The organism is Caulobacter sp. DWR2-3-1b2 (genome assembly GCF_049896345.1).
Classification (GTDB): Bacteria; Pseudomonadota; Alphaproteobacteria; order Caulobacterales; family Caulobacteraceae; genus Caulobacter.
The window spans coordinates 100399-125302 of record NZ_JAFCUC010000006.1; the positions used below are offsets into that span (position 1 = coordinate 100399).

Below are 24904 nucleotides of genomic sequence, written 5' to 3' on the forward strand. Positions count from 1 at the left end.
GATAGGTCAAGCTTATTGACCCTGAAGGGGGAGACGAACCATGGCGCGGTTGTCGATGCGGAAGGCCGACCTGCACGCCTCGCCGGTGCGCGAAATGCTCAGCGTGGCCCAGCGACCGGGGGTGATCTCGTTCGCCGGCGGCCTGCCCTCGCCCGAGACCTTCGCGGGGCTAGACCTGCCGCCCCCGCCGCAAGCCCTTCTGCAATATGGCCCGACCGAGGGCGAGCCCGACCTGCAAGAGCAGATCGCCAAGGAACTGACGGCTTTGGGGATCGACGCGCCGGCCGAGCGGATTCTGGTGCTGTCGGGCTCGCAGCAGGGCATCGATCTCGTCGCCAAGCTGGTGGTCGATCCGGGCGTCGGGGTGGCCGTGGAATCGCCGGCCTATCTGGCTGCCCTGCAGGTGTTCCGGTTCTTCGGCGCGCGGTTCGAGATCCTCGACCGCGCCGCGCCTGCCGCCGGTTGGGACGAGGCGGCCCCCGCCCTCGCCTACGTCACCCCCACCTTCCAGAACCCGACCGGCCAGTGCTGGACCACGGCCGAGCGCCTGGCCATGGCGAGGGCCTGCGACGCCCATGACGTGATCCTGTTCGAGGACGATCCCTATCGCGACCTGGCCTATGAGCCCTGCGACCGCCGGCCCGTCAGCGCCGACCTGAAGTCGGCGTCGTGGATCTACCAGGGCTCGTTCTCCAAGACCGTCGCCCCGGGCCTTCGCCTGGGCTTCCTGACCGCGTCGGAAGACCTGTTCCCCTATCTGGTGCGCCTGAAACAGGCGGCCGACCTGCACACCAACCGACTGAGCCAATGGATGGTGCTGCAATATCTGACCGACCCGGACCGTGAGGCGCGGATGGCGCGGGTGGTGGACCTCTACCGGCGAAAGCGCGACGTCTTCGCCGAGGCCCTGACGCGACATCTGGGCGACCGGGCCGCGTGGACCACCCCGCCGGGCGGGCTGTTCTTCTGGCTGACCCTGGCGGATGGCGTGGATACCGAGGCGCTGCTGAAGCGGGCGCTGGAGCGGAACGTGCTGTTCACGCCGGGGAGCCATTTCCTGGCCCAGGGCGGCGCAAGCTCGACCTTGCGGCTCAACTTCAGCCTGGCCGCGCCAGAGGCGGCGGAGCGGGGGTTGAAGGTGTTGGGGGCGCTGTTGCGGGAGGGCTAGGGCCTCTTCCCGTTCCGCTCATCCCGGCGAATGCCCGGACCCAGATGGAAGGACTCAGACTGGGTTCCACGGGCGCGGAGCTCTTCCAATCATCCTCGACGCCATGGGATTTGGGTCCCGGCATTCGCCGGGATGAGCGGAATTGTGGAAAAGCCCTCTATTTCGGCTTCTTCACCGCCTGGACCTCGATCTCCACCAGCATGCCGCCAGCGACAAGTGACACCACCTGGCTGGTGATGCGGGCCGGCTTGTTGGGCTGGGTCGCCGTGCCGAAGAAGGTCTTGTAGGCCTCCATCATGCCCGGAAAGTCCATCTTGCCGCCCTTGGCCGGGTCGCCGACTAGCAGGACGCGCATCATGACGACGTCGCCCATGTCGGCGCCCTGGGCCTTCAGCGCGTCCTGGATGCGGGTCAGTACGCCCAGGGTCTGGGTCTTGGTGTCGCCGAAGGTGGCCGGCAGGGCGGTGTCGCCCTTGGCGTCGAGGGCCGGCGGGGTCATGCCGCTAACATAGATCGTCTCATAGCCGGCGGGCGCCACCACCACGCTGGAGATCGGCGAGGTCGGCGGGCCGACATGGACCGCCTGGGCGTTGGCGGCGGTTGCGACGCCCAAAACGAATGGTGCGGCCAGGGCAGCGGCGAGGATCAGGCGCTTCATGAGTCGTTTCCTTGATGTCGTTTTTGAAAATTTCGGACGCCACTCTCACCCGTCTTCCCGGCAAGGCCGGGACCCAGATTCATCCAGAGCGGCTCACGGGGTTTCACCTGGGTCCCGGCCTTCGCCGGGAAGACGGAATTATAGTCAATGAGCCTGCAGGTTGATCGGCTTCTTCACAGCCTTGAGCTTCACCCGCGCGGCGGCCACGTCGGCGGGGGTCACCGGCTTGCCCTTGTTACCCCAGGAGGAGCGGACATAGGTCAGGATGCCCGACAGTTCGGCGTCGCTGAGGTCGTCCTTGAACGACGGCATGCCCGCCCGGCCGGCCAGGACGGTGGCCATCACCGGCCCGGCGTCGCCCCGCACGAAGGCGTTGCCGGCCAGGGCCGGGAAAGCGCCCTTGACGCCCTTACCGGTGGTCTGGTGACAGGCCGAGCAGTTGTCGTTGAACAGCGACTGGGGCGTCGCCGCATGCGCCGAGACAGCGAAGGCCGACACGGCCAGGAGGCCGCAAGCCAAGACGATCGAATGGCTCATGGAATCTCCAAACCCATGTTTTCCCAAGGCATAGCTTCGGCTCATGCCGCGCGCACCCGGGCATGCAGCTTGCCGATCTGCTGCCAGGCTGATTCGATCGCGCCGGCCTGCCAGCCGCCCAGATAGGTCAGGTGCTCGCCCGACAGATAGATGCGGCCGTCGGGCTCGCACAGCACGGGATAGGACTCCTTGCGGCCGTCCTCGCTCCACTCGGCCCAGCCGCCCAGATTGAACTGCGCCAGGTGCCAGCTGAACGAGAAGGCGGTCTCGAAGTTTTCGGCATATTCGGGGAACACCTTCTGGCCGGCGGCCACGGCGAAGGCCGCGCGGTCGGCGGGGTTCTTCATGCTGACCTTCACCGCCTCGCCGCCGAAGGCGTAATAGCCCAGCAGCACGCCCTTCTGGCTCTGCCAGCCGGTGGACGGCAGGGTGATCGTGCCGATGCCCGGCATGTCGTTGTAGATGTGGCCGCCATAGATGAAGTGGTTGTCTTCCCAGAACCGGGTCTTCATCTGCAGGCCGATCTTGTTGACCGGCGCATAGGCCACGCCGGACATGGCGGCCTTGAACGGCTTGGAAAAGTCGGCGTCGATGTTCTTCAGCACGCTCAGCGGGATGGTGCAGATGCAGTAGTCGGCCGAGATGGTGTCCTGCTCGCCGAACTTGTCGGTGTAGGTGACCGTGACACCCTTGGCGTTCTGCTTGATCTTGTCGACCACGCAGGAATAGCGGATCAGGCTGCCGACGCGCTTTTCAAAGCCCTTGGCGATCTGGTCCATGCCGCCGATCGGCTGCAGCATGGTGCGCTGCTGCTCGTAGCCGGCGACCGAGGTCAGCACCTGCCAGGCCTTGGAATGCAGGATGTCGGCCAGGCTGTAAGGCGTGGACTCCTTGCCGGGGCCAGGATCGACGCCGGCCCCGGGCTTGACGTCGAAGCCGCGGCCGTCGGCGCCGGTGTAGCTGAGGTCGGTGGCCGACAGCCGGCCTTCATTGATCATGTAGGCCACGAACAGGTCGCGATCCTCGGCCGTCATCGGCGCGTCGAGCTGGCCCTTGGAGGCGGCCTTGGCGATCATCTCGGCGGCATGGCCGCGGGCGTCGGCGGCGATCTGGCCCTTGCGGACCGGCTTGCCCTTCAACGGGCCCTCGCCCTTCTCGAAATAGACATAGGCGGCGTCATTGTCGTTGACGAAGCTCTCCAGCAGCACGCCGAACAGCTTGGTGTAGTGCAGGGTCGAGCGGTGGTGATACGGAATCCGCCACGGGCCGTGGTTGATATACAGGCCCTCGTCGAAGTCGCAGGTCTGGGCGTTGCCGTTCAGGTCGGTGTGCTGGAAGCCCTTGCGCGCGCTCTGGCAGCGACCGCCGGCGAACGACCGGGCCTCGATGATCTGCACCTGGTAGCCGGCCTTGGTCAGCTCATAGGCGGCGGTCATGCCAGCCAGGCCGGCGCCCAGCACCACCACCTTGGTCCCCTTCGCGTCGCCTTCCAGGGTGGGGGGCGCGGCCATGGCCGAGGAGAAGCCGAAACCCAGGGCGTCCATGCCGGCAATGGCCAGCGAAACGCCGCCGAAGGCCGCGAGACCCTCGAAAAACCGCCGCCGCGTCAACACGCCACCCGACGCCGCGACCGATTGATCACCCATACGACCCCCGAAATTTTCTTGTGCTGTGATCGATCGTCCGCGAACCGGACGCCCCAGCTTGCGCATCACGAAACTTGCGCCTCGCCGGAGCAATGCGAAACTCCCCGGGCCGTCCTTAAAACCCGCTTATGCCGTGCGCATGGGCGCCGGAAGCGCCGCCTGCGCGAACAGCGGGCGAAGTGAAATTTCACTCTCTTGACCAAAAACGAGAACAGCGAATCGAAACGAAAAGAGCCGGGCGCGAGGCCCGGCTCTTCCGCCGTCGAGGGCAGGTCCAGCGATCAGAAGCTGTAGACGACCTTGCCGTAGTAGTAGCCGCCGTTGATGCCGAAGGGCGAGAACGAGGGGAACTGGGTCACGTAGCCGTTGCTGTTGTTCTTCAGATAGTGTTCGCGCAGCAGGCCGTTGATCCGGTTGGGATAGCGGTTGAGCAGGTTGTTGGCGCCGATCGTCAGCTTCACCGAGTCCAGCAGCGCATAGCTGATGTCCAGGTCGGTGATCAGAGCCGTCTTGACCGTGGTCTTCATCAGGTTGGACGAGCCGCTGTCATTGCTCAGGCCCGAGGATTCGCCGTAGACCGTTTCCTTCAGGTTCACTGCCCACTTGTCCAGGCTCCAGAAGGCGCCGGCAATGATCTTGTACTTGGGCGAGGTGTCTTCCAGATTGGCGATCGAGATGGCGTCGAACAGGGTCAGGCGCGGATCCAGGCCAGGCGGATTGGCTGCGATCTTGGTGACTTCGGTCTTGTTGTAGCTGCCGCTCAGCGTCCAGTCGATCCGGCCCCAGGTGTCGAAGTCGGAATAGTAGGTGCCGACGAAATCGACGCCCCGGGTGCGGGTGTCGAGACCGTTGACGAACATGTTGGCGCCGACGCTGTAGGTGGCGTTGGTGCGGATCGAGGAATCCACATTGACGCCGTTGGCCGCCAGGGCCGCGATGACCGCCGGCGAGACGATGCCGTTGGTCACCTTCACGCCGCCGACCGTGATGATGTTCTCGCCGTACAACGTGCCGGAGCTGACGATGCGGTTCTTGATCTTGATCTCATAGGCGTCGAGCGTGATCGTCAGCTTCGGCGCCAGATGCGTGACCAGGCCGATGCTGAAGTTTTCCGACTTTTCCGGTTTCAGGCCGTTGATGCCCAGCAGGCTGGCGCCGGGCGAGTTGGGCGGCAGTTGGCCGCTGATCGAGCTGGGCGAGACATTGATCCCCGAATAGTAGGACTCCGCCAAGGTCGGCGCCCGGAAGCCGCTGCTGACCGTGCCGCGCAGGGCGACGGCCGGCGAGAAGTCGTAGCGCGCGGTCAGCTTGGCCACGGTGGTGTCGCCAAAGTCGCTGAAGTCCTCATAGCGGACAGCGGCGTCCAGCTTCAGGGGCGCGATCGGGCTGAGGGCGATGTCGGCATAGATCGCCTTGTTGTTGCGCTTGTGCTTGCCGGCGTTGACCGGGGCGAAGCCGAAATAGGACTGCGAACCGCCGCCATAATAGGTGGCCCTGTCCCCGGCCGTGATCTCGTAGGTTTCCTTGCGGTATTCGCCGCCCGCCGCGAAGGTCAGCGGGCCGGCCATGCCGACCTCGAAGTCATGGCTGACGTCGAGGGTGTTGCTCCATTGGGTGTTGATGAAGCCGCCGGCGTGGATGTTGCGCGGCGTGTAGCCGGCGGTCGTCAGGGTCGAGGTGTCGGCATAGAGCGAGGCGTTGGCGGTGTTCAGGACGTTGACCGAGTCGTCGTCCTTCCCATAGGTCGAGCTGATGTCCCAGTTCCAGGCGTTGGTCACGCCGCTGAGGCCGCCGGTGACCGCGTAGTCGGTCTCGGTGATCGACTCCTTGGGGTCAAAGCCCAGGGGAAACGCAATGTCAGTCGCCATCTTGCCCTTGACGACGTTGGGCAGGCGATAGTTCTCGTGGGCCGCGCTCCATTTGCGGCCGATGGTGCCGAAGCTGTAAAGCTCGATGTCCGGGGTGATCTCGTAGCCGGCGTTGTAGGCCAGCACCGTCTGGCGGTACTGGGCGTCGCCGGCGATGCGATTCACATAGGGCCAGTTGGGGGCGTTCTTGACCTGCGGATAGCTCTTGGCCGGGCTGTTGTTGGCGCCGGCGTTATAGACCGAATCCACTACGCGCGGGTCATAGGCGCCGCGGAAGCTGTAGCCGTGGTACTTGGTCTCGCCCGTCAGGTTCAGATAGGACTTCTCGGTCGGGGCGATGCCGATATTGGCGGTGAAGTCGCCGGTGGTTCCGCCGCCGTCCTGATAGCCGCCACCGCTGATGATCACCTCACCGCCGGACGTGGCCTTTTTCTGGATGATGTTGATGACGCCGGCGATGGCGTCGGTGCCGTACTGGGCGGCGGCGCCTTCCAGCAGCACTTCGATGTGGTCGACCGAGGCCAGCGGGATGAAGTTAAGATCAGCGGCCGCGCCGCCCTGATAGGCCCCGCCCAGCACGGCCAGGTTGGCCGTGCCATGACGGCGCTTGCCGTTCAGCAGAACCAGGGTGTGGTTGGGACTGATGCCACGCAGCTTGGCCGACAGGGTCAGGGCGGCGGTGTCGCCGCCGAAGGCCTGGGCGTTGAAGGAGGGCACGTTCTGGGCAAGGGCCTGGATCATGTCCGGCTGGCCCGTGCGCTTGAGAACGTCGCTGCCGAGCACCGTGATCGGGGCCGGGCTGTCCACGGCCTTCATGCCGGTGGTGCGCGTGCCCGTGACGATGACGGTTTCGACTTCGGTGGGATCCGGGGTCTCCGGAGTGTCCGCGCTGGCAGCAAAAGCCGCACCGGTCGCGCAAAGCGAAATGAGCGACACTCCTGCGAGCAGAATATTCCGCGAGTAATTATTCATCTATACCCCCTCATGCGCTTAACGCGCGATTGTGTTCTCCTCCATGGCGCTTCAACCCAATTAGGCTATTCTTATTTTTGGACGCGAATACAAACTGAACTCACGGACATTGCCGCGAACTGACTGTTCGCCGAACCTGAAATTTCTGCAACAGATCGTTCCGTTACCGAACCGCAACAGCGCCGTTGCAGGCTCAGGCGCCCCTTTGGACGGCGCCGTTTGCGGCTTTTGAGCAGATCGCTGTGCAGCGCAACGGCGCCAAACCGCCACAATTCCCCCCAGTCGGGCGCCCGCCTGTTGGCTGAACGTCTCAAGGTGGTGAGCGGTCGTTCGCACGGAAAACTTGAGATGTGGCCGGCGTGAGGGCGCGTTGGGGGCAACTGCGCGCCCCTACCTTCCGCTTATCCCGACCAACGTCGGGACCCGAGCCGACTCGGCCGGGCGTTCACGGCTGTCCCGTTCTCAAACCCTTCTCCAGCGCCCTCGCTGCTTCCGTCGGCGAGCTCTTGTGGTCGTCGCGGTCAACGCTGAGATTGGCCGCCCTCATCGCCTCGACCGTGATCGCTCCGTCCAGCCCGGCCAGCGCCTTGCGCAGCGGCGCGTCGTTCGCCCGGCTCGGCGAGACCAGCAGCACCGCGTCATAGGGCGGCAGAGCGCCCTTGGGGTCGCCCAGCACCACTAGGCCGTCGGCGGCGATGCGCCCGTCGCTGGAGAAGGCCGAGATCACGTCGGCCTCGCCCGAGCCGAGGGCGCGGTACATGAAGGTGGGCTGGAACTGGCGCTTGGCCTTGAACCGCAGGCCGTAGACGCGCTCGACGTTGGCCCATTCGGGGCGCGAGAAGAACTCCAGGTCGCCGCCCATCGTCAGGTCGGGCGCCTTGGCCGCCAGGTCGGCCAGGGTCCTGATCCCGAGCGCCTGGGCCTTGTCGCGGCGCATGGCCAGGGCGTAGGCGTTTTCGAAGCCCAGCGGCGCCAGCAGCACCACGCCGTCGCGGCGCTTCAGCTCGGCGCGCAGGCCATCCAGCACGGCGGCGCGGCCGGGATTGTCGGTGCGGCCCAGGACATTGGCCCACAGGGTGCCGGAATAGTCGACATAGGCGTCGATCTCGCCGGCCGCCAAGGCGCGATAGGCGACGGCCGAGCCGAGGTTGATCTTGCGGGTGACCCGCGCCCCATGCCCCTCCAGCCGGTCGGCCATCAGCTCGGCCAGTATATATTGCTCGGAGAAGTTCTTGGCCCCGATCACATAGGTCGAGGGGTGAGGCGCGAAGTCGGCGGCCAGGGGCGCGACGGCGGCGACCAGGCCGATGGTCAGGCCCGCCAGGCCCGCGCCCCAGATCCGCTTGTCGCGCCGCTCGGCCCCGCGCTCGACCAGGCCCAGCAGTTGATCGACGGCCATGGCCAGGGCGGCCGAGCCGATACAGCCCGTCAGCACCATCGCCCAGTTCTCGGTCTGCAGGCCGGAGAAGATGTAGTCGCCCAGCGAGGTCTGGCCGACGGGGGTCGACAGGGTCGCCGCCCCGATGGTCCACACCGCCGCCGTGCGCACGCCGGCCATGATCACCGGCAGGGCCAGGGGCAGCTCGACGCGCCACAGCCGCTGGCGGTCGGTCATGCCGACGCCGCGCGCCGCCTCGACGATCGCCGGCTCGACACCGGTCAGGCCGGCCACGGTGTTTCGCAGGATCGGCAGCATGGAATAGAGGGTGAGGGCCAGCAGAGACGGCAAGAAGCCCAAGGCCGAGAAGCCGTGGCCGAACGCCCCCTTGGCCAGGTTGGAGAGCAGCAGCAACAGCGGGTAGAACAGCGCCAGCAGGGCCAGGCTGGGGATGGTCTGGACCAGTCCGGCCAGGGCCAGGGCCGGCCAGCGCAGGCGCGGGCTGCGGGCGGCCAGCACGCCCAGCGGCAGGGCGATGAGCAGGCCGAGCCCAAGGGCCGAGGCCGACAGCACCACGTGCCAGGCCAGGCGGTCGGGAAGGAGCGAGAGCAGACCGCTATTCACCGGTGATCTCCCGCATCCGGGCGGCCTGGCGGCGGGGAGCCTGCATCAGGGCCTCGACGGCCGGGTCGGCATGGCCGGCCAGCAAAGTCTTCGGCGTATCGTCGGCGATCACCTTGCCCCCCGCCATCACCACGATGCGGTCGGCCAGCAGCGCGGCCTCGGCGATGTCGTGGGTGACCATCACGGTGGTCAGGTCGAGCTGGTCGTGCAGGCGCCGCACGTCGTCGGCCAGGGCGACGCGGGTGACGGAGTCCAGCGCCCCGAACGGCTCGTCCATCAGCAGGATCGACGGCCGGGCCGCCAGGGCCCGGGCGACGCCCACTCGCTGGCGCTGGCCGCCGGACAGGGCGGCGGGGCGGCGCGCGGCGAGGGCGGCCGGCAGGTCGACCAGGGCCAGCAGCTCGGTGGTGCGTTCGGCGATCCTGGCGGGCTCCCAGCCCAGCAGGGTGGGGACGACGCCGATGTTCTCGGCCACGGTCAGGTGGGGAAACAGGCCCACCTCCTGGAACACATAGCCGATGCGCCGCCTCAGGGTCGGCCCGTCGAGGTCGGCGGTCGCCGCGCCATCAATGCGCACCCTGCCGGCGGTGAGCGCGACCAGGCCGTTGATCGTCTTCAGCAGGGTGGTCTTGCCGGCCCCCGACCCGCCGACCAGGGCCACGAACTGGCCTTTCCTGATCGAAAGACTCGTGGGCTGGAGAACGGCCGCGCCGTCATAGGTCTTGCTGACCTGGTCGAGGACGATGGCGTCGGTCATGCGGCTCCAGAGGGAAGCGGCGCCGTGTCGCACGGCGTCGTGTCACAGTCAGCCAGAACGCGCGGCGTGGGAAGCCTGTAGCGACAGCTGATTCCCGGCGCGGTTCGCCGCGACGGGCGCCGGCTCCCTGGAGACCGCTCATGACCACCGCCGCCTTCGACGCCCGCCCAGTCAACCTCCACCGCCGGGCCCGCGCCGCCAACGCCCGCCTGCGCTGGTTGCTGCTGACGATGATGCTGCTCAACGTCCTGGTGTGGGGCGGCATGATCGCGGCTTTGCGGGGCGTGGTGGACGTGCATGGGACTGTGGACCAGGCCTGGGCCCTGGGCTCGACCTGGCTCGCGGCGCTGCCGCATCTGAGCGTGACGATCACGCGCTGAGGGGGCTTAGCTCCAGTCTCAGTTTTGATCCCGCAAGCCCATCATCTTTCAGCCGTCATTCCCGCCCTTGTGGCGAGAACCCCTGCGTCCGCCGCAAGGGCAGAGGTGTGGCGCGCCAGCCCGCCAAGGCAGAGCACTGTCGGCTGAACAAGGGGTTCCCGCCACAAGGGCGGGTGTCATCCGTGACCGACAATTACTCGCGGTAACTATCTGAAGGTCTGGATGCCACGCCTGCACTAATGGCTGCGACCCCGGGCGACAAACTCACGGCCGAGCGCTCGCCAAACCGACAACAGCTCGCATTAGCAATTTTAGCGGTTCGGAGCTGACGGTCACCCGTGGTGGACGGCGCGACAGTTCCCCCTGAGCGCCACTTAAGCCTTGCCAAGGAAGCGGCCCACCGGGATCGTGTGGAATGAGCTCGCTAACGATCACTCGCATTGCGAACGTGCTGACCCAGCAATTTCGCAGCCACATCGATCTTTCGGATTATGACAAGCATCCGGCTGAGCAAGCAGACGCCGCTTTCTTATCGCGAGCTCTTGCGGCTCTAGCTGTGCGGCGCCTGGCTGGCGAAGAGCCTAGTGTTGCTGCAAACTCAGTTGTTGACGGCTACAACGATGGCGGTATCGACGCGATTCATTTCGATACCAAGACGGATACGCTGCTGCTGGTACAGGCGAAGTGGAGCAAGGTCGGAAATTCCAGCATTAATGAGATCGCCTCAAACAAGTTCGCCAACGGTGTACGAGATCTGCTTGCCGATCGTTTCGAACGTTTCGATCAGAGGATCCGCGACAAGCAATCCGAAATTCGATCAATACTCTACTCGGAGCGGCCAATTCGTCTGCGGCTTGTTACGATCCATACGGGGAGCCAGCGGCCGGCACCTCATGCGGTCAAGGCCATCGAAGACCTCGTGACCGAGCTAAACGGCGCGGTTCAAATCGCCAGCTACGACGACTTCGACCAAGCGGGCGTCTACGGTCTAATCACATCGGAAACGACCGATCCAAAAATTAAATTACAGGTCGCTCTTCAAGATTGGGGTCTAATTGAGCAACCGTATTTGGCCTACTATGGCCGCGCCAATGTAACCGAGGTAGCGCAATGGTGGAAAGAGCATCGCAGCTTCTTGTTCACCCAAAACCTTCGACTTTTCTATACAAACTCGGGAGTTAATAATGCAATTCAACGAACGCTGGCTGAAAGCCCGAGCAATTTCTGGTATTTCAACAATGGCATAACAGTAATTTGCGATTCTGTAGACAAGAGTTTGGTGGGATCTCCTGGTCGCGCAGTCGGAATTTTTAATTGCGAAGGTGTAAGTGTTGTCAACGGAGCCCAAACTGTCGGGAGCATTGGCACAATAGTGGGATCTTCCGTTGATCCAGAGGGTGAGTTTGCTGAATCGTTTGTGCCGGTGAGGATTATTTCGCTAGCCAAAACCTCCCCGGAGTTCGGCCGCCTGATAACCAGAGCTGCCAATTTGCAGAACGCCGTTGGAAACCGCGAGTTTGCGGCCATGGACCCGTTGCAGCATCGACTGGCTACGGACTTCGCTCTGGACAAGCGCCGTTACGTTTACAAGACCGGCGAATCCGATCCACGCAGCGATGACGGATGTAGCATCGTTGAGGCAACGCAGGCGCTTGCCAGCGAACGCTCAATCGCTCTAGCGGTGCAGGTAAAGCGGGAGATCGGCGCCATTTGGGCAGATACCGAAGCTCCCCCATACACCGATCTCTTCAACGCCAGCTTATCCACCGGCCGCCTTTGGCGGGCCGTCAGAGTTATGAGGGCTGTCGACGAGGAGTTGCACGTCCTGAAGGCGTCTGCGGCTCCGCGCGCTTCGCTAGTGGCCATCCACCTAAACCGCGTGGTCTTGCATTTCGTTTTTCAAGATCCCGAAGTGAAACGATGCTTTGCCCCTGACTGCACCGATGAAGATGTAACTACGGCCGCACGTAAGGCGTGCGCTCCGGTTTTCATCAAAGTGTCGGCTTATATTGAAGCAAATCATGCCAACGACTATTTGGCTCAATTTGCGAAAAATACTCAGAAGTGTGAAGAACTTGCGCGCTTGTACGACAAGCCCGATGGAGAGCAGGTTCCCATGCAGCCGGACCTTCTCGCGTGGGCTCGCGAATAGGACTTTAAGTGACGGCCTCCTCCAACATCCAGTCTAGCGGGGAGTTTTCACTGCCGTTTTCTGAGAGGTCGTGGATCGCATCCAACTATATGCTGGCTACTTGGCGCCATATTCTCTGATCTTCATTTGTCGCGGCAGCCAGCAGCGCACCGGCATCTACGATATGAACGAAGTCGCAGGGGCGCCCCGCGGCGTCCTTGCGATCGTTCCGCCGCAATCGATCTGCGTCGATAAGGATCGCCTCGATCTCCGGCCAAAATGGCATCGATAGGTAACGACCTTCAAATTCTGACGCTTCGTCTTTAATGTAGAATTGCCGCATAAACACCCGCGCCACGCGCTCTAAAAGTTCGACCGCTTCACGATTACCGTCCTCAGGCACAGGTGTTGGCCTGTGCGCCTCAATCCAGGAAGAAATAGCTGCTGGGTTGTAGTGCATTTCCTGTGAACCCAGGTCTTCCACCATCAAGCAATCTACTGCGGGCGGCTGAGACCCGAATGCAGTGCTGCCATCAACAACCATTATTGATACACGGCAGTTGTCAAACTTTACTGCTGATAGATCAGCCCCTCGCGCATCCATTCGAGCGATAGTGACATTGGTAAGGTCGGCATTGCCTGCTGTTCCGAAAATAACCACCTCGCCAGCTGGAAGCCCAACTAGCTGTAGTGGTTCCGGTAGGGAATTAACGACAAGCGTAGACAAGGACAAACTGCTGGCATTTTCCGTCAATCGTTCAAAACCGACATCGCTACGCGTGAGATTAATCAGGCGTCGCCGTACCTCGGTGACTGTCTTGATATCCATGCTGAAGAATGTGTCGCCCACAACCGACATAAAGTCTGAACCGAGATAACCTCTTCGAAGAAAGCGCGGCGTGTCTCCATCTCTGAGTCTCTTTAGAAGCGCGCTAGCAAGGAAATGGTTGGATATTTCCGTATGCGGAAATTTACGGAAGTCTTGTCGAGCATCGTTGTCCATCAAGGCAAAGGATCCGGCCTTATGCCGAAGCTTCGCAAGATCAGTGGGGTCTTTGATTTCTTTACCGAACGTGACTTCGACGGCCAGTTGGAGAAACGGAACATCCACTGCCTCTGTTTCCGCTTCAGCCATTTCAATTGCTATGAGCTCGAAAAGCTCCAAGAGAAGGCCGATCGCCTTTTCCTTCTCTAGTGGAACCCTCTGAACTATTAGTCCAGCCTCGCGCTCTATAAATTTACGGACGAGATATTCTCGTGGATTGACCAGCTCCTGTAAAAGTGTTTCGAGCTTGCCCACTTTTGCTATTTCGCTGAGGAAGTAGGGTCGAAGCGCGTATGAATTTTCCTTCAGCAGATCCTGCGCTTGGTCTGTTTTGAGGTCATCTTCACCCCATCCAGACCTAACTAGCCATTCCTTGGCTGATTTTGGGGTGATGGATGAAAGGCGGACGTGGGAAATAGCTGTGTATGACGATATATCCCCCAACTTCTCCCTGAAGCCGGCAAGATCGAAGAACGTATCTCGTCCGGCAAGGAGTATTGGCCCTCCACTTCCAACTTCATTTAAGAAATCTTTCAGCACAGACCACGCATCTGCGTAACCATCAGCGTCTACAAGCTCATCAAATCCGTCGATAGCTATCTGAATGACGCCATTGCGAATTAGAGACGGAACTTGATCATACGTAAATTTGGCGCGGACAAGCTGGATTGAAAGAGCAACAAGCTCGTCGAAACTCACCAGGCGCCTTCCGCGATTTGCGACATGCAGTATAGGGGGCTCAAACGCCTCTTTGCCATAGTTGATAGCGCGCCTGGAAACTAGCCGTGAGATCGTAGATGTCTTTCCAACACCTGCCGGTCCGTCAATTAGTATTAGCCTGATAGGCTTCTCGTCGTTTATGTGCGTGGGAAGTGATGTGGAGTTTTCAAATACGCTCTGACTGAGCGGAGCCCCATCCACAATCCCCTCAGGCTCTATGAAGAGTGCAGGTAGAGACTGTGAAAGTATTCGCTTTTGATTATCCGCCATCGTCTTGACGGCGGCGAACAAATCTGAGGCAAGTAGGGATCTAAAATTGACAAAACTGCGCTCCGAGCCGGATTCGGAGCGAGTATTTACCTTCCCCGTTTGCACGTCGATGGTTACGTTTAGCTCTTCGCCTTCACGGAATAGGCGGGCACGCAGGAGCGCATCCCCTGCGATGACCTCGACCACCGTCGCCGGATCCGCAAAGGGGCGCAGATCAAGCTCGAACCTGTCAGCGTTAATCAAGCTGCATTCCTATCTGGTAAGATCGTCACTAGGCCCGCTGTCTTTAGATGCCGGCTTCCAGCTTGCCGACGCAGCATGTGAACTTTCGCGCCCCACTGATCGGCCATGAAAATTCCGGGTAGCAGATCATCGTCATCGCCAATCACGACATGAATGTCGTCTTTGGCGCTGCGGACGGACCACAGCAGGTCACCAACCAGACCCGTATCAACCATTTTCTGCCGCAGGGCACCGGGATCGCCGTCGATCTGGGATCTAAGCGTATCGAAAAGTGGCATGCGTGGACCGGCGCATAACATCCGATCCGCGATTTCGATATCCGCACCGAACGAGACAAGATCGATCACTGTGGACCGTGCTACCAGGCGATATTGTTCCACTGCGCGCATGTCGTCAGTCTTGCTCGTTCCTGTGTACCAGCCGTGATAGAGGCGCCATCGAACTCGAAACGGCGTCTTGGCATCGACTGATTTTAGGTGCGCAGCAACCACTGGCTGGAGCGCATTGAAGACTCCTTCTACCTCCCTAGCAGCGCGTTTCAGATCCTTTGTTGCGATGCTCGGGCGGGGGCCGAGGCGGCGCGCGGTATCCCAGTCGAGAAAGATTATTGCACTACGCATTGCGCGGATAGCGCGCGCAGCTTGGCTTTACCGTCAAGCTATTTCCGCGCATGCAGAGCAAAGGGTAAGCCTGCCGCACGTCGCGGCCCACGGCGTCGCCTCGACACCTTGTACGTCATGCGTTTGCCTTTGAGCGGCTTGCTCCGAGAGAACAATGGCGGAACATGGGAGGGTGGACATAAGGCAAGATTGAAGCATCCGGCCCAGGTGGGCGCGATGCGATTGTCTGCACACTGGATTTTCCGGGTCCACCTTTTTGGGGGTGGTCTTGGCGAACTTGCCGGGCGTTTCTTTTTCAACGCCACGACCCGGCCCCAAGCCCCAAATCGTTGATTTCTTGCCCCGCAGGCGCATGCTTTGGCCATGGACGACCACCTGCTGGATTTCGAGATTCGTCCCGGCCGTATCCACAGTGACGGCCGACAGGCGATCGGCCGCGCCGGTCGCCTAAGCCGTGTTGTCGCCAAGCGCGCGGGTGGCGGCGCGAGCCGCACGAAGCGGACCGGCGGCAAGGCCATAGCTCCGAACGCCCCCGGCCGCTGCTCGCGGATCGGCCGAGGCCAAGACGCCGCCAACAGCCTCAAGCATCAAGCCAGCCAGCGACACGCCACCGGCTATCGCTCGCGCCGCGTCGTCGTGAAGGGCCGCATCGTCGGCCTCAAGCGCGGTAGCCAAGCGGCCGGCGCGCATCTTCTCTATCTCGTCCGCGATGGTGTCGCCCGCGACGGCGAGCCTGCCAAGCTCTATGGGCCGAGCGCCGATGACGTGGACAGCAACGCCTTCACCGAACGCGGAGCCGGCGACCGCCGCCAGTTTTTTTCGGTTCATCGTCGCTCCGGAGGACGGCGCGGAGCTATCGGATCTGCGATCCTTCACCCGTGAGCTGATGGAACAGATGCAGACCGACCTGGGCACGCGGCTGGACTGGGTGGCGGTCGATCACTTCAACACCGGACACCCGCACAGCCATGTCGTCATCCGGGGCGTCGATGATCGTGGCAAAGACCTGATCATCGCCCAGGACTACATCACCGCCGGCTTGCGCCATCGCGCCGAGAACCTCGCCACCCTGGAGCTGGCTCAGGAGACCGAGCTTGAGGTGGCCCGCAAGCTCCAGGCCGAGATCACGGCCGAACGCCTGACCCGCATCGACCGGGCGATGATCCAGGATCTCGACGCCAGCCAATCGCTCGACCTTCGCCCGGCTTCCGGACAGGTCCGGGCCGAGGCCGAAGCAACCTTACGACTTGGCCGACTGAAGACCCTCGAGCGCCTGGGCTTAGCCGAACAGGCCGCGCCGGGTGTCTGGACCCTATCCAAGGACATCGAGCCGACCTTACAGGCGCTTGGAGAGCGCGGCGACATCATCAAGGCCATGAGCCGGGCGCTCAGCCGCCGGGGCCAATCGCGCGCTTTGGAGACAATGGTCATCGACGCCGATGGCGGGGGCTTAACACCGAAGATCGGCCGGGTGATCGACAAGCGTCTGGTCGATGAACTGGGCGACCGCATCGGCCTGATCGTCGATGGCCTCGACGGCCGGGTCCGTCACGTCGAGGTCGATGGCGACACCGCCAGCGAGATCAAGTTCGGCGCCATCGTCGAGACCGGCGCGCGGCCGACCAGCCGGCCAGCCGATCGCACAATCGCAGGGCTCGCGGACGGTGGCGTCTATCGCCCCAGTGGGCACCGCCAGCGGCTAGAGAGCGGCGAGATGCGGCTTGCGCCGGGCGCCAACGCCGACGACTTCGTCGAAGCCCATGTTCGCAGGCTGGAGGCGCTACGCCGGGCCAACGTGGTCGAGCGCCTGGGCACTGACATCTGGCACATCCCGAACGACTTCCAGGCCCGCGCCGAGGCCTTCGACGCGTCGCAGGGCCGCCGCGCCCAGGTTCGGCTTCTGTCGGCCTTGGACCTTGAGAGCCAGATCACCAGCGATGGCGCAACCTGGCTGGACCGGCAACTTGTCGGCAAGGGTCTGCCCGAGGCCGCGTCGCAAGGGTTTGGCGGTGAGGTCGAGAGGGCGCTGGAGCGGCGGCGCGGCGTTCTCTTGCGGCAGGGCCACGCCACGCGGACGCTCGACGGCGGATGGCGTGCCAAGCCCGATCTGCTGCGCACCCTGGAGCGGCAGGAGGTCGCCAAGGTCGGGGCAGAACTCGCTAACGAGAAGAACTTGCCCTTCCGTGTCCCGGAGGCCGGTCAACCCGTGAAGGGAAGGCTCGCCGACAGCATCCAACTCGCGTCGGGCAAGTTCGCGGTGATCGAGGGGAACTATGACTTCAGCCTTGTGCCCTGGCGCCCGGCGTTGGAGCGCTATCGGGGCCAGCAGATCGCCGGGATGATGGAGCCCGGCGGCGGGGTGAGGTGGCAGCTTGGGCGCGGTCGCGGCCTGGGGATCTGAGGGGAGTCAGTCCGGGGAGTCCGGTGCGTCGGGCGCATCGGCGCCCTTCGTGGTTTCAAACACCTGATCAACCAGCGACGAGCCCGTGGACAGGCGACGGGCGAGCAAATCCAGAAAGTCGCCATAGCGCTGGCGTCCCATAGCCTGAGCGGCGGCGTTGTCTTGGGCGCTTAGGCGAGGCGTGGAGGCGAACCAAGTGCGGATGAAGATCGCCAAAGCCTCGTTGCCGACCTGGGTCTCCCGTTCGATCCGTTCCATGTGGCGGTTCATTCGGTCCAGCCGTCGGATCAGGGCTGCTTCCGTTCGCTCCGCGCCATCGGGCGACATGAACGAGGCTACCGCCGCACGGACGATCTCAGACTTCGGGCGGCGGGTACGGGCCGCCAGTTGATCGAGCGCCTTGGCGATATCAGGCGGCAGATAGACCTTGGTCTCGACTTTCATGAGGGATCTCCGGCGCCCGCCAAGAGGTTGTTGTCGCCGGTTAGGCCCAAGCGCTTGCGCATCAACCAAGCCCGATGGCGGGCGCGGTCATAGGCGGAGGGCGCCTGGGCTACGGCGATGCGTGCGCCAACGTGGCGCCAATGGTCAGGTGCGACCCGCTCGGGCCGCAGCCCCTGGGCTTCGATGGCGTCGATGACCACCAGGGCGGCTTGAACCTTCACCCAGGTCTTCAGGTCCAGCAGGATTCCAGCGCCGGGGGCGACGAGGGGCACGGCATCGAAGGCTTCGCCCGTGGCAACCGCTCGCAGGACCCAGAGCCGTGACAGGGTGGTGCCGTATTGGCCGGCCTCCCAATGGACGACGGCGAAGACCGCGCCAGGGGCGAAGGAGACGACGCGGCGGCGACGGTCGATCAGGCGCTCAGGCGCTCATCAGCGATGCGGCCGAAGCGTATCCAGCGCTGAAACTGGCCCTTGAGCCAGATCAGGTGGACTTCGGTCGGCAGCAATGGAGCGGATTCGGGCATGGCGCCGCCATGGTCCGCGCAACGCTCGCGGCTTCAAGGGGAGGTGAACCGTCGTCGTAGAAAGACAGGCTGTGGGAAAGAAACGGCGGGTTTCCCCACGCATAGCTATCGTCTCGTCCGCCTCCCGGCATCGCGCCCAAGGTCCGCTTACAGGCGCGGGGCTGATTTCTGGACCCGACCCATCTGATACCCTGGACGTCACGCCCCCAGTATTGACGAGCGCGCTTTTCTCCGCCCCCGAAGCCACGATATCAACGACCAACGCGGAGATCGCTCTACCGGCGACGATCTCGAATTTTCAGGGGAGACGCCAATGACATCCTCTTGCAAATGCCATCGACGGACAGCAGGGCTCCCTTTGATAGCGAGCAGGACCTCTTCGCTGACATCGCGCTGGCTAAATAGCGAATAGGTATAGCTGTCGTGATAGGGAATGGGACCGCCGACTAGGCACCAATATTCCGTGACCATGGAGAGGGTTAGTCGACCGTCGATGCGTACAAGGAGAGCCCAGGGCGGCTCCTGATCTTGCGGCTCGATCCGCTCCCAAGGCCCGATGTATTCGTCAATCGGGACCTCGTCGGTGCCGCGCCATTGAACAAGTACGGTCACCTGGCCGCCCCGTTCCGCCAGGTATGTTACAAGGCATCGCCATAGCAGCTTGTCAAAATACCAGTCGGAGCAACCTTCGACGGCTGTCTCCTGGATGACCGCAAACCGTTCGTTCAACCCCGACAGCGCCACAATTTCAGGGATCGACGAGAAGCCTTCATTGCCCTTGACGAACCGCACATCGACTGAAGCGTCGCTCGGCTCAAATGCCCCCCTATCTTGTTTCAGTTCATTCTCCATCGGGTCGTGCAGGTCTCCGCTGCGTCGGCCAAGTTGTCATCATCGCTGCAAATCCGGAATTGCCAAAATCCATTGCGGACACCAGCTGTTATCGGGAAGCTATGCCTTTCTACGAATGAGGGCCTAGTGAGCGTCGAAAATGCAAACGTGATCGACGGCCTTGGCCTTAGTAAAGGCGGTTCGTGCGTCGAGATGTTGATCAGCGACCACCTTCCATGGCGCGATCCGAACCACTTCTCGTTCATTGAAGCTAAGGTAGAAGCGTACGCGAACGCTTATCTTTCCGGCCAATTGGTCGAAACCTTGCCGTCTGCGGAGGGTAAGCCCGCGCTTATCAGATTGGTGTGGAAGTATCAGCCGGACGATGAGGCTACGCGCTTCCTCAATGACGTGCGGCAGCAGTTGATCGGCGTGGGTATTGAGTTCGAACCTTGCGCGCTTCCGGACGGTGACTAACGGCCGACTTCCACCCTTCTGATAAGTTGCGAGGGTCCGCTTCTGGGTCATTTGCTGTTGGCGGGTGGGCCAGCCGGTGATCGCCCCCTCAAGGGCGGCTTTGCCGCCGCCTTCGGCGATGCGCTTCGCGCCCCCTTGACCGGCCGCTCGCCGCCCGGCTTGGGCTCGGCAAGCGGTTTAAGCCGAATCAGGCGCGTTCCGCGCCTGCGGCTCAACCGCGATCTAGTTTGAGGCGAACGCCGGGGCCGACGCCATTGGCCTCATCAGCCTCCAGGAAAACCACCCCAGCGTCTTCCAGGGCTCGCCGGATAGACCCGATATTTGCGACTGAGCTCCGGCCGGTTCCTACGGTGCCCTCCATCCGCCGGATGGTTTGGAGCGACACGCCCGAGACTTCGGACAGCTGAGCGCCAGTCCAGTCCAAGAGAGCCCGTCCAGCTCGAATTTGCGCGCCTGTCAGCATGAATGGTATTTTTTATGCCGTATGGTTGTTTTTGATTGATATGGAGGATTCGGATTGATAGAGTGACGATAACCTCTGAATCAGGACCTACGCTATGGGCCAGCGTCGAAAGACGGGCGACAGCACGCGCCTGCCTGCCTTCTCACGTCGCGCCGTGATCGGCGCAACCGCTGCGTTGCCGTTGGCGGGGCCTGCGCGGGGATTGGCGCCCGTAGGGGCGGCCGAGATTCCCGCGCAGTGCGCCAACTGGATCGCGTTGGACCTAGAGATTGATCGCCTCGCTTCGCGCTGGTCGCAGCTTGAGACCTTGGCAGTCCGTCAGTTCGACTACTTCAAGCTCACGCAAGCTCAGATCCGAGCCTTGCCCATGGGGCCGGAAATGGACGCCACCGACGCCGAATGTCGCCGTCTTGGCGATGTACGCGAAGAGGCGCTGAAGCCCCTTGGCAAGCTCACGCCCCAGACCATTCAGGACGTTTCAGCTCAGCTTGCCATTGCCTATCGCATCCTTGACTTCGAGCGCGGCGACGCTTGGCCATTCGTGCGACAGGCTTGGACGTTCCTGTCCCGCTCTTACTGTCCCGGCTGTGGCGCGGCTTACGCGCCCAGCGGATCGTTGCGGGTTGAGCCGCAGTGATTTGGGGGGCGAACCCCAGAATGCTGCGCGTCGCCACCGGGTTTGTTGCAGGTTTGGCGCGTCTTGAGGGGCTGGTGGGAAAAAATCTCGATTTACTCTTTCGGTTTCCAAAGGCGCCGCCAGTATCCGGCGGGCCTCCCGGCGTATCCCGCAGTTCGATCCAAGCCCTTGTTTCGGCTGATGACCTTGCGTTGACCGATACCAAGACGCGCCCAACGCTTCTGGCTCCTGCCCCCAAGGAGCCCCGCATGGACGACGCCCCACGTCCCTCGTCAGGGACGATCATTCCCGCCAACGATGAGCCTTCCACCCCTCCCGAGTTCGACGCCGTGGTCATGACCCTGGCGCGATTGCTGGGACGGCAGATGGCTCGCGAGCAATTCCTTGCGGCTCAAGAGGCCGCCAACGCCCCAGCCGGTGACGGCGATTCCTGAGAGCTTGGAGGTTCGATCATGTCCCGCGTCGCGCTCTATGCCCGCTACTCCGACGACAAGCAGTCGCCGCACTCGATTGATGATCAGTTCCGCATCTGCCGAATGCACGCCGACAAGCAGGGCTGGCCCGTCGTCGAGACCTATTCAGACGCGGGGATCTCCGGTTCGACGGTGATCTTCCGTCCCGGCTTTCAGGCGCTGCTCCGCGATGCTCTGGCCGGCAAGTTCGACGTGGTGGTCGCTGAGGCCTTGGACCGGCTCAGTCGGGATCAGGAGGACATCGCCGCCGCCTTTAAGCGGCTGCGCTTTGCGGGCGTGCCGATCATTACCCTGTCAGAGGGCGAGATCAGCGAATTGCATGTCGGCCTCAAGGGCACGATGAACGCGCTGTTCCTCAAGGATCTCGCCGCCAAGACCCATCGGGGTATCCGGGGGCGCGTTGAGGCGGGCAAGGTCGGTTGCGGCAACGCCTATGGCTACAAGGTCATCCGCACCATCGACGAGGCGGGCCGGGTCTCAACCGGCGAGCGTGAGATCATCGCCGATGAGGCGCAGGTCATTCGGCGTATCTTCCGCGACTACGCCGCCGGCAAGAGCCCGCGCCGCATCGCCATTGAGTTGAACGCGGAGGGCGTGCCCGCGCCGTGGGGCGGTCGGTGGAGCGACACCTCGATCCGGGGCAACCGGGCCTTGGGCTCGGGGATCATCAACAACGAGTTCTATGTCGGCGAGATGATCTGGAACCGGCGTCGCCGGATGAAACACCCCGACACCGGCCGGATCACCCTGCGGTTCAACCCTGAGAGCGAGTGGGTTCACGTCCTGGCGCCGCACCTCCAGATCGTCAGCGATGAGCTGTGGGCCGCCGCGCGGGCCAAGCAGTCCAGCCTTGTCCACGTCTACGAGGAGAACATGGCCAAGCACCGCTCGGCCCTAACGGCCATGCGGCGGCCTAAGACCCTGCTGTCAGGGTTGATCGTCTGTGGTGTCTGCGGTGGCACGGTCGCCAAGCGGTCGGGCAATCGGTTTGGCTGTTCCAACAACGCCCTTGGCAATGGCTGCGCAAATGGCCGCACCATCGTCCGCGACCGACTGGAGGAGCGCGTTCTCAAGGGGCTCAAAGAGCGTCTGGTCACGCCCGACGCCATCGCCCAGGCCATGCGGTCATTTATCGAGGAGAGCAATCGCCTCAACCATCAGCGCCGCGCCACGCGCGGGGGTGACGTGGTACGCTTGGAGAAGGCCCGCAAGTCCATCGCCGGCATCGTCAGCGCCATTGAGGACGGCGGCTATACCCGCCCGCTCATGGAGCGGCTGAAGGGGCTGGAGGCCGAGGTCGAAGGGTTGGAGGCCAAGCTCGCCGAACCCGTCGCCGACGTGCCCGATCTTCACCCCAACATGGCCGAGCTATACCGGCGCAAGGTCGAACGGCTCAGCGAAGCGCTCAGCCAGCCCGAGGAGCGCAACGAAGCGGCCCAGGCGTTGCGGGCGGTGATCAAGGAGATTATCCTCACGCCCGGACCCAATCGCGGCGAGATCTTCGCCGAGCTACGCAGCGAGTTCGAGACGCTTCTCCAGTGGGCTCAGGACGACGGAGGTCAACGGCGCAAGGCCGTTGGCGCGTTTCTAGGTGGACCGCTATCCGTCTCGGCTGACTCTCGGGCGAGAATGATGGTGCTGAGATATGAAGTCGCTCAGCCCCTTCCCGATCCGCCCGCCAACGGCGAGGCCGCGCCTTAAAACCTTGATGGCGAGCTTGCTCTGGCGTCTGACGATGTCAAGGACCGCCTCTGGCGGCCGCGTCGCGGCGGCGCTTCGCGCCGTCCTTGACATCGTCAGACGCCAGAGCTCCGATCCACCAAGGCTATAAGGCGTGGCCACATCCGGAGCGGATGCCGGTTTCACCGGAAGCGGACGTTCGGAATGTCAGCGAAGGGTGGATGTCGGACGTATGGCCAATTTAGAGGCCGGTGAGGCCTACGCCAACGCCTACGTAGGCGACGCGTCCCCCGACATCTTCCAGCGAGACCTGCCATCGTTTGGATACGAACCAGCTACGGGTCCGGCGAGCACCTGAGTCGCAGTAAAGAAAATTCGCTGGTCCCCTAGTGACCTGCGCGCCACCTCTGTTCGCATAGTCCGCGTAGCTCTCGTTAACCGCACGCGAGCACTTGAACCCGGCGCGACGCATGGTCTTTTCCGCGTGCGCTATCGGCGTGCCAACAGGCACCTGAGCCACGACTGCGGCTTTGGTGCTTAATGCGTCCGCCTGCATCAGGCTCGAAACGTAGTCGATCATGTTCTGCAGCATGCGTTGGTGTGCAACGGTCCGCAATGGGTCGAAAGCCGAAATTGGTCGTCCGCCGAACAGCGGACACTCATCGTGTTAGCGATGGGCTAAGCCATCCCTTAAATCGGCATCCGCATGATTTCCTGATAGGCCGAGATCACCTGATCCCGCACGGCCATCACCGTATCGAGGCTGGCCTCGGCCGAGGAAATCGCCGTGACCACGTCGATCAGTTCGGCCTTGCCGGAGGCCTGCTGGGCCATCTTGGTTTCGGCGGCGCGGGTCTGGTGCAGCGTGTCGGTCATGGCCGAGCGGACCATGGCCCCGAAGTCCATGCCCTTCTTGACCTCGCCGATCCCGCCGAGCGATGGCGTGGCCATCGAGCCCTGGGCGGCATAGGCCTTGGCGGCGGCGAGCGCGGTGATCATCGGTCAGCCCTTACTTGCGCAGGATGTCGAGGGTGCGGGACTCCATGGCCCGCGACGTCTCGATGACGTTCATGTTGGCTTCGTAGGCGCGCTGCGCCTCCTTCATGTCCAGCGCCTCGACCAGGGTGTCGACATTGGGCAGCTTGAGATAGCCCTTGGCGTCGGCGGCCGGGTTGCCGGGGTCGTACTCGGTGCGGAAGTCCTTCATGTCCGGATCGACCTTGGCCATTGACACGCCCTCGCCACCGCCGGGCAGGGTGGTGGGCTTGAACACCGGCACCTGGCGACGATAGGGGTCGCCGCCGGCCACGCGGGCGGTGGAATTGGCGTTGGCGATGTTCTCGGCGATCACCCGCATCCGGCCCTGCTGGGCCTTCAAAGCGCTGGCGGCGATCGCCATGGTCGCCATCGACTGGGAGCGGATCTCGGTCATCTAGGGTTCCTTAGCTGCCCGGCCGACGCGTGGAGGTTCTCAGCAGCGCCATGGATTTCTGGTAGAAGCTGACCGCCGCGTCGTAGTTCATCCGCGCGTCGGTCATCTTCAGCATCTGGTCTTCCAGCGTCACCGAATTGCCGTCCAGCGTGGTCTCGGTGTCGGGGCCCTCGGGGGCGCGCCAAATGTTGGCCGGCTTGGTCGGCGCCATGTGGGCGGCGCTGGTGGCGATCATCTGGACACCGCCGGCCGGCTGGGCCACCGGTCCGCCTCGGTAGGGCTGGCCCGTCGCCTGCTGGTCCAGCGTCGCCTTGAAGCTGTAGGCCTTCAGGTCGCGCGGCTGGTAGTCCGGGGTGTCGGCGTTGGCGACGTTCTGGGCGATGACCTTCTGCCGCTCGGACAGATAGCTCAGGCGGCTCTTGAGCATTGAGAAGAGGGGAATGTCATCGGGACCCATGCGCTCATGGTGAAGAAACAGGGTTAATCCGGCCTTAAGAACCTTGGGGCACACCAGGGGTGCGGC

At 63.1% G+C, this 24904-nt stretch carries 23 protein-coding genes; 9 read left to right on the plus strand and 14 right to left on the minus strand.

What is annotated here, in order from left to right:
• Positions 1 to 40: 40 nt before the first annotated feature.
• Complete coding sequence (locus ACP694_RS16040) at positions 41 to 1168, plus strand: PLP-dependent aminotransferase family protein (RefSeq protein ID WP_426013995.1); 1128 nt, start codon at positions 41 to 43, stop codon at positions 1166 to 1168.
• A gap of 157 nt (positions 1169 to 1325) precedes the next feature.
• Here the strand turns inward: ACP694_RS16040 and ACP694_RS16045 are convergent, their stop codons facing one another.
• The 6 genes from ACP694_RS16045 to ACP694_RS16070 all read right to left on the minus strand — a co-directional run bounded on the left by ACP694_RS16045 (position 1326) and on the right by ACP694_RS16070 (position 9608).
• Positions 1326 to 1826, minus strand: coding sequence for a RidA family protein (locus ACP694_RS16045; RefSeq protein ID WP_426013997.1), 501 nt, complete (start codon positions 1824 to 1826; stop codon positions 1326 to 1328).
• 144 nt (positions 1827 to 1970) lie between these two features.
• Positions 1971 to 2363 (minus strand): c-type cytochrome, encoded by a 393-nt coding sequence (locus ACP694_RS16050; RefSeq protein WP_426013999.1) that lies wholly within the window; start codon positions 2361 to 2363, stop codon positions 1971 to 1973.
• Positions 2364 to 2404: 41 nt separating this feature from the next.
• A complete protein-coding gene (locus tag ACP694_RS16055) occupies positions 2405 to 4009 on the minus strand; it encodes a flavin monoamine oxidase family protein (protein ID WP_426014001.1) in 1605 nt (534 codons plus the stop codon).
• 281 nt (positions 4010 to 4290) lie between these two features.
• Positions 4291 to 6813 (minus strand): TonB-dependent receptor plug domain-containing protein, encoded by a 2523-nt coding sequence (locus tag ACP694_RS16060; protein WP_426014003.1) that lies wholly within the window; start codon positions 6811 to 6813, stop codon positions 4291 to 4293.
• A gap of 481 nt (positions 6814 to 7294) precedes the next feature.
• Positions 7295 to 8851 carry a glycine betaine ABC transporter substrate-binding protein gene (locus tag ACP694_RS16065; protein WP_426014005.1) on the minus strand — a complete coding sequence of 519 codons (1557 nt, stop codon included), beginning with the start codon at positions 8849 to 8851 and terminating at the stop codon, positions 7295 to 7297.
• Positions 8844 to 9608, minus strand: a complete 765-nt coding sequence (locus ACP694_RS16070) for an ATP-binding cassette domain-containing protein (protein ID WP_426014007.1) — start codon at positions 9606 to 9608, stop codon at positions 8844 to 8846. Before ACP694_RS16070 ends, ACP694_RS16065 begins: the two co-directional genes overlap by 8 nt.
• Positions 9609 to 9748: 140 nt before the next feature.
• Here ACP694_RS16070 and ACP694_RS16075 point away from each other — a divergent pair, with 140 nt between their 5' ends.
• A complete protein-coding gene (locus tag ACP694_RS16075; RefSeq protein WP_426014009.1) occupies positions 9749 to 9988 on the plus strand; it encodes a hypothetical protein in 240 nt (79 codons plus the stop codon).
• A 415-nt stretch (positions 9989 to 10403) separates the two neighbouring features.
• On the plus strand, positions 10404 to 12140 hold the full coding sequence (locus ACP694_RS16080; protein ID WP_426014010.1) for an AIPR family protein: 1737 nt from the start codon (positions 10404 to 10406) through the stop codon (positions 12138 to 12140).
• Between the two features lie 85 nt (positions 12141 to 12225).
• On the opposite strand, the gene ACP694_RS16085 is transcribed toward ACP694_RS16080, so the two are convergent.
• Both ACP694_RS16085 and ACP694_RS16090 read right to left on the minus strand, forming a co-directional pair.
• Entirely contained in the window at positions 12226 to 14397 is a 2172-nt protein-coding gene (locus tag ACP694_RS16085) for a hypothetical protein (protein ID WP_426014012.1), read from the minus strand.
• Positions 14394 to 15017 (minus strand): hypothetical protein, encoded by a 624-nt coding sequence (locus ACP694_RS16090; protein ID WP_426014014.1) that lies wholly within the window; start codon positions 15015 to 15017, stop codon positions 14394 to 14396. Before ACP694_RS16090 ends, ACP694_RS16085 begins: the two co-directional genes overlap by 4 nt.
• A gap of 363 nt (positions 15018 to 15380) precedes the next feature.
• Between ACP694_RS16090 and ACP694_RS16095 the strand changes: the two genes are divergently transcribed.
• Both ACP694_RS16095 and ACP694_RS16100 read left to right on the plus strand, forming a co-directional pair.
• Complete coding sequence (locus ACP694_RS16095) at positions 15381 to 15899, plus strand: hypothetical protein (protein WP_426014016.1); 519 nt, start codon at positions 15381 to 15383, stop codon at positions 15897 to 15899.
• A gap of 4 nt (positions 15900 to 15903) precedes the next feature.
• Positions 15904 to 17418 carry a DUF3363 domain-containing protein gene (locus ACP694_RS16100; protein WP_426014018.1) on the plus strand — a complete coding sequence of 505 codons (1515 nt, stop codon included), beginning with the start codon at positions 15904 to 15906 and terminating at the stop codon, positions 17416 to 17418.
• Between the two features lie 6 nt (positions 17419 to 17424).
• On the opposite strand, the gene ACP694_RS16105 is transcribed toward ACP694_RS16100, so the two are convergent.
• From ACP694_RS16105 to ACP694_RS16115, 3 genes are all read right to left on the minus strand, one after another.
• Positions 17425 to 17862, minus strand: coding sequence for a ribbon-helix-helix protein, CopG family (locus ACP694_RS16105; protein WP_426014019.1), 438 nt, complete (start codon positions 17860 to 17862; stop codon positions 17425 to 17427).
• Complete coding sequence (locus tag ACP694_RS16110) at positions 17859 to 18278, minus strand: DUF2840 domain-containing protein (protein WP_426014230.1); 420 nt, start codon at positions 18276 to 18278, stop codon at positions 17859 to 17861. Before ACP694_RS16110 ends, ACP694_RS16105 begins: the two co-directional genes overlap by 4 nt.
• A gap of 308 nt (positions 18279 to 18586) precedes the next feature.
• Positions 18587 to 19240 (minus strand): hypothetical protein, encoded by a 654-nt coding sequence (locus tag ACP694_RS16115; protein WP_426014020.1) that lies wholly within the window; start codon positions 19238 to 19240, stop codon positions 18587 to 18589.
• Between the two features lie 126 nt (positions 19241 to 19366).
• Here ACP694_RS16115 and ACP694_RS16120 point away from each other — a divergent pair, with 126 nt between their 5' ends.
• From ACP694_RS16120 to ACP694_RS16135, 4 genes are all read left to right on the plus strand, one after another.
• Positions 19367 to 19696 (plus strand): DUF6572 domain-containing protein, encoded by a 330-nt coding sequence (locus ACP694_RS16120; RefSeq protein WP_426014022.1) that lies wholly within the window; start codon positions 19367 to 19369, stop codon positions 19694 to 19696.
• Positions 19697 to 20253: 557 nt separating this feature from the next.
• Positions 20254 to 20796 (plus strand): hypothetical protein, encoded by a 543-nt coding sequence (locus tag ACP694_RS16125; protein ID WP_426014024.1) that lies wholly within the window; start codon positions 20254 to 20256, stop codon positions 20794 to 20796.
• A gap of 20 nt (positions 20797 to 20816) precedes the next feature.
• Positions 20817 to 21230, plus strand: a complete 414-nt coding sequence (locus ACP694_RS16130; protein ID WP_426014025.1) for a hypothetical protein — start codon at positions 20817 to 20819, stop codon at positions 21228 to 21230.
• A gap of 18 nt (positions 21231 to 21248) precedes the next feature.
• Entirely contained in the window at positions 21249 to 22970 is a 1722-nt protein-coding gene (locus tag ACP694_RS16135; RefSeq protein ID WP_426014027.1) for a recombinase family protein, read from the plus strand.
• Positions 22971 to 23639: 669 nt separating this feature from the next.
• Here ACP694_RS16135 and ACP694_RS16140 read toward each other — a convergent pair.
• Genes ACP694_RS16140 through flgB form a run of 3 tightly spaced genes read right to left on the minus strand, consistent with a single transcriptional unit; the run spans position 23640 to position 24808 of the window.
• Positions 23640 to 23948, minus strand: a complete 309-nt coding sequence (locus ACP694_RS16140) for a flagellar hook-basal body complex protein FliE (RefSeq protein ID WP_426014028.1) — start codon at positions 23946 to 23948, stop codon at positions 23640 to 23642.
• A 10-nt stretch (positions 23949 to 23958) separates the two neighbouring features.
• Positions 23959 to 24381, minus strand: a complete 423-nt coding sequence (gene flgC, locus ACP694_RS16145; RefSeq protein ID WP_426014030.1) for a flagellar basal body rod protein FlgC — start codon at positions 24379 to 24381, stop codon at positions 23959 to 23961.
• Between the two features lie 10 nt (positions 24382 to 24391).
• Positions 24392 to 24808, minus strand: coding sequence for a flagellar basal body rod protein FlgB (gene flgB, locus ACP694_RS16150; protein WP_426014032.1), 417 nt, complete (start codon positions 24806 to 24808; stop codon positions 24392 to 24394).
• Between the last annotated feature and the right edge of the window lie 96 nt (positions 24809 to 24904).

Coding starts and splice junctions, on each gene's coding strand:
- ACP694_RS16040 (WP_426013995.1), top strand. CDS start 41: ATGGCGCGGTTGTCGATGCGGAAGGCCGACCTGCACGCCTCGCCGGTG.
- ACP694_RS16045 (WP_426013997.1), bottom strand. CDS start 1,826: ATGAAGCGCCTGATCCTCGCCGCTGCCCTGGCCGCACCATTCGTTTTG.
- ACP694_RS16050 (WP_426013999.1), bottom strand. CDS start 2,363: ATGAGCCATTCGATCGTCTTGGCTTGCGGCCTCCTGGCCGTGTCGGCC.
- ACP694_RS16055 (WP_426014001.1), bottom strand. CDS start 4,009: ATGGGTGATCAATCGGTCGCGGCGTCGGGTGGCGTGTTGACGCGGCGG.
- ACP694_RS16070 (WP_426014007.1), bottom strand. CDS start 9,608: ATGACCGACGCCATCGTCCTCGACCAGGTCAGCAAGACCTATGACGGC.
- ACP694_RS16075 (WP_426014009.1), top strand. CDS start 9,749: ATGACCACCGCCGCCTTCGACGCCCGCCCAGTCAACCTCCACCGCCGG.
- ACP694_RS16080 (WP_426014010.1), top strand. CDS start 10,404: ATGAGCTCGCTAACGATCACTCGCATTGCGAACGTGCTGACCCAGCAA.
- ACP694_RS16090 (WP_426014014.1), bottom strand. CDS start 15,017: ATGCGTAGTGCAATAATCTTTCTCGACTGGGATACCGCGCGCCGCCTC.
- ACP694_RS16095 (WP_426014016.1), top strand. CDS start 15,381: ATGGACGACCACCTGCTGGATTTCGAGATTCGTCCCGGCCGTATCCAC.
- ACP694_RS16100 (WP_426014018.1), top strand. CDS start 15,904: ATGGAACAGATGCAGACCGACCTGGGCACGCGGCTGGACTGGGTGGCG.
- ACP694_RS16105 (WP_426014019.1), bottom strand. CDS start 17,862: ATGAAAGTCGAGACCAAGGTCTATCTGCCGCCTGATATCGCCAAGGCG.
- ACP694_RS16115 (WP_426014020.1), bottom strand. CDS start 19,240: ATGGAGAATGAACTGAAACAAGATAGGGGGGCATTTGAGCCGAGCGAC.
- ACP694_RS16125 (WP_426014024.1), top strand. CDS start 20,254: ATGGGCCAGCGTCGAAAGACGGGCGACAGCACGCGCCTGCCTGCCTTC.
- ACP694_RS16130 (WP_426014025.1), top strand. CDS start 20,817: ATGCTGCGCGTCGCCACCGGGTTTGTTGCAGGTTTGGCGCGTCTTGAG.
- ACP694_RS16135 (WP_426014027.1), top strand. CDS start 21,249: ATGTCCCGCGTCGCGCTCTATGCCCGCTACTCCGACGACAAGCAGTCG.
- ACP694_RS16140 (WP_426014028.1), bottom strand. CDS start 23,948: ATGATCACCGCGCTCGCCGCCGCCAAGGCCTATGCCGCCCAGGGCTCG.
- flgC (WP_426014030.1), bottom strand. CDS start 24,381: ATGACCGAGATCCGCTCCCAGTCGATGGCGACCATGGCGATCGCCGCC.
- flgB (WP_426014032.1), bottom strand. CDS start 24,808: ATGCTCAAGAGCCGCCTGAGCTATCTGTCCGAGCGGCAGAAGGTCATC.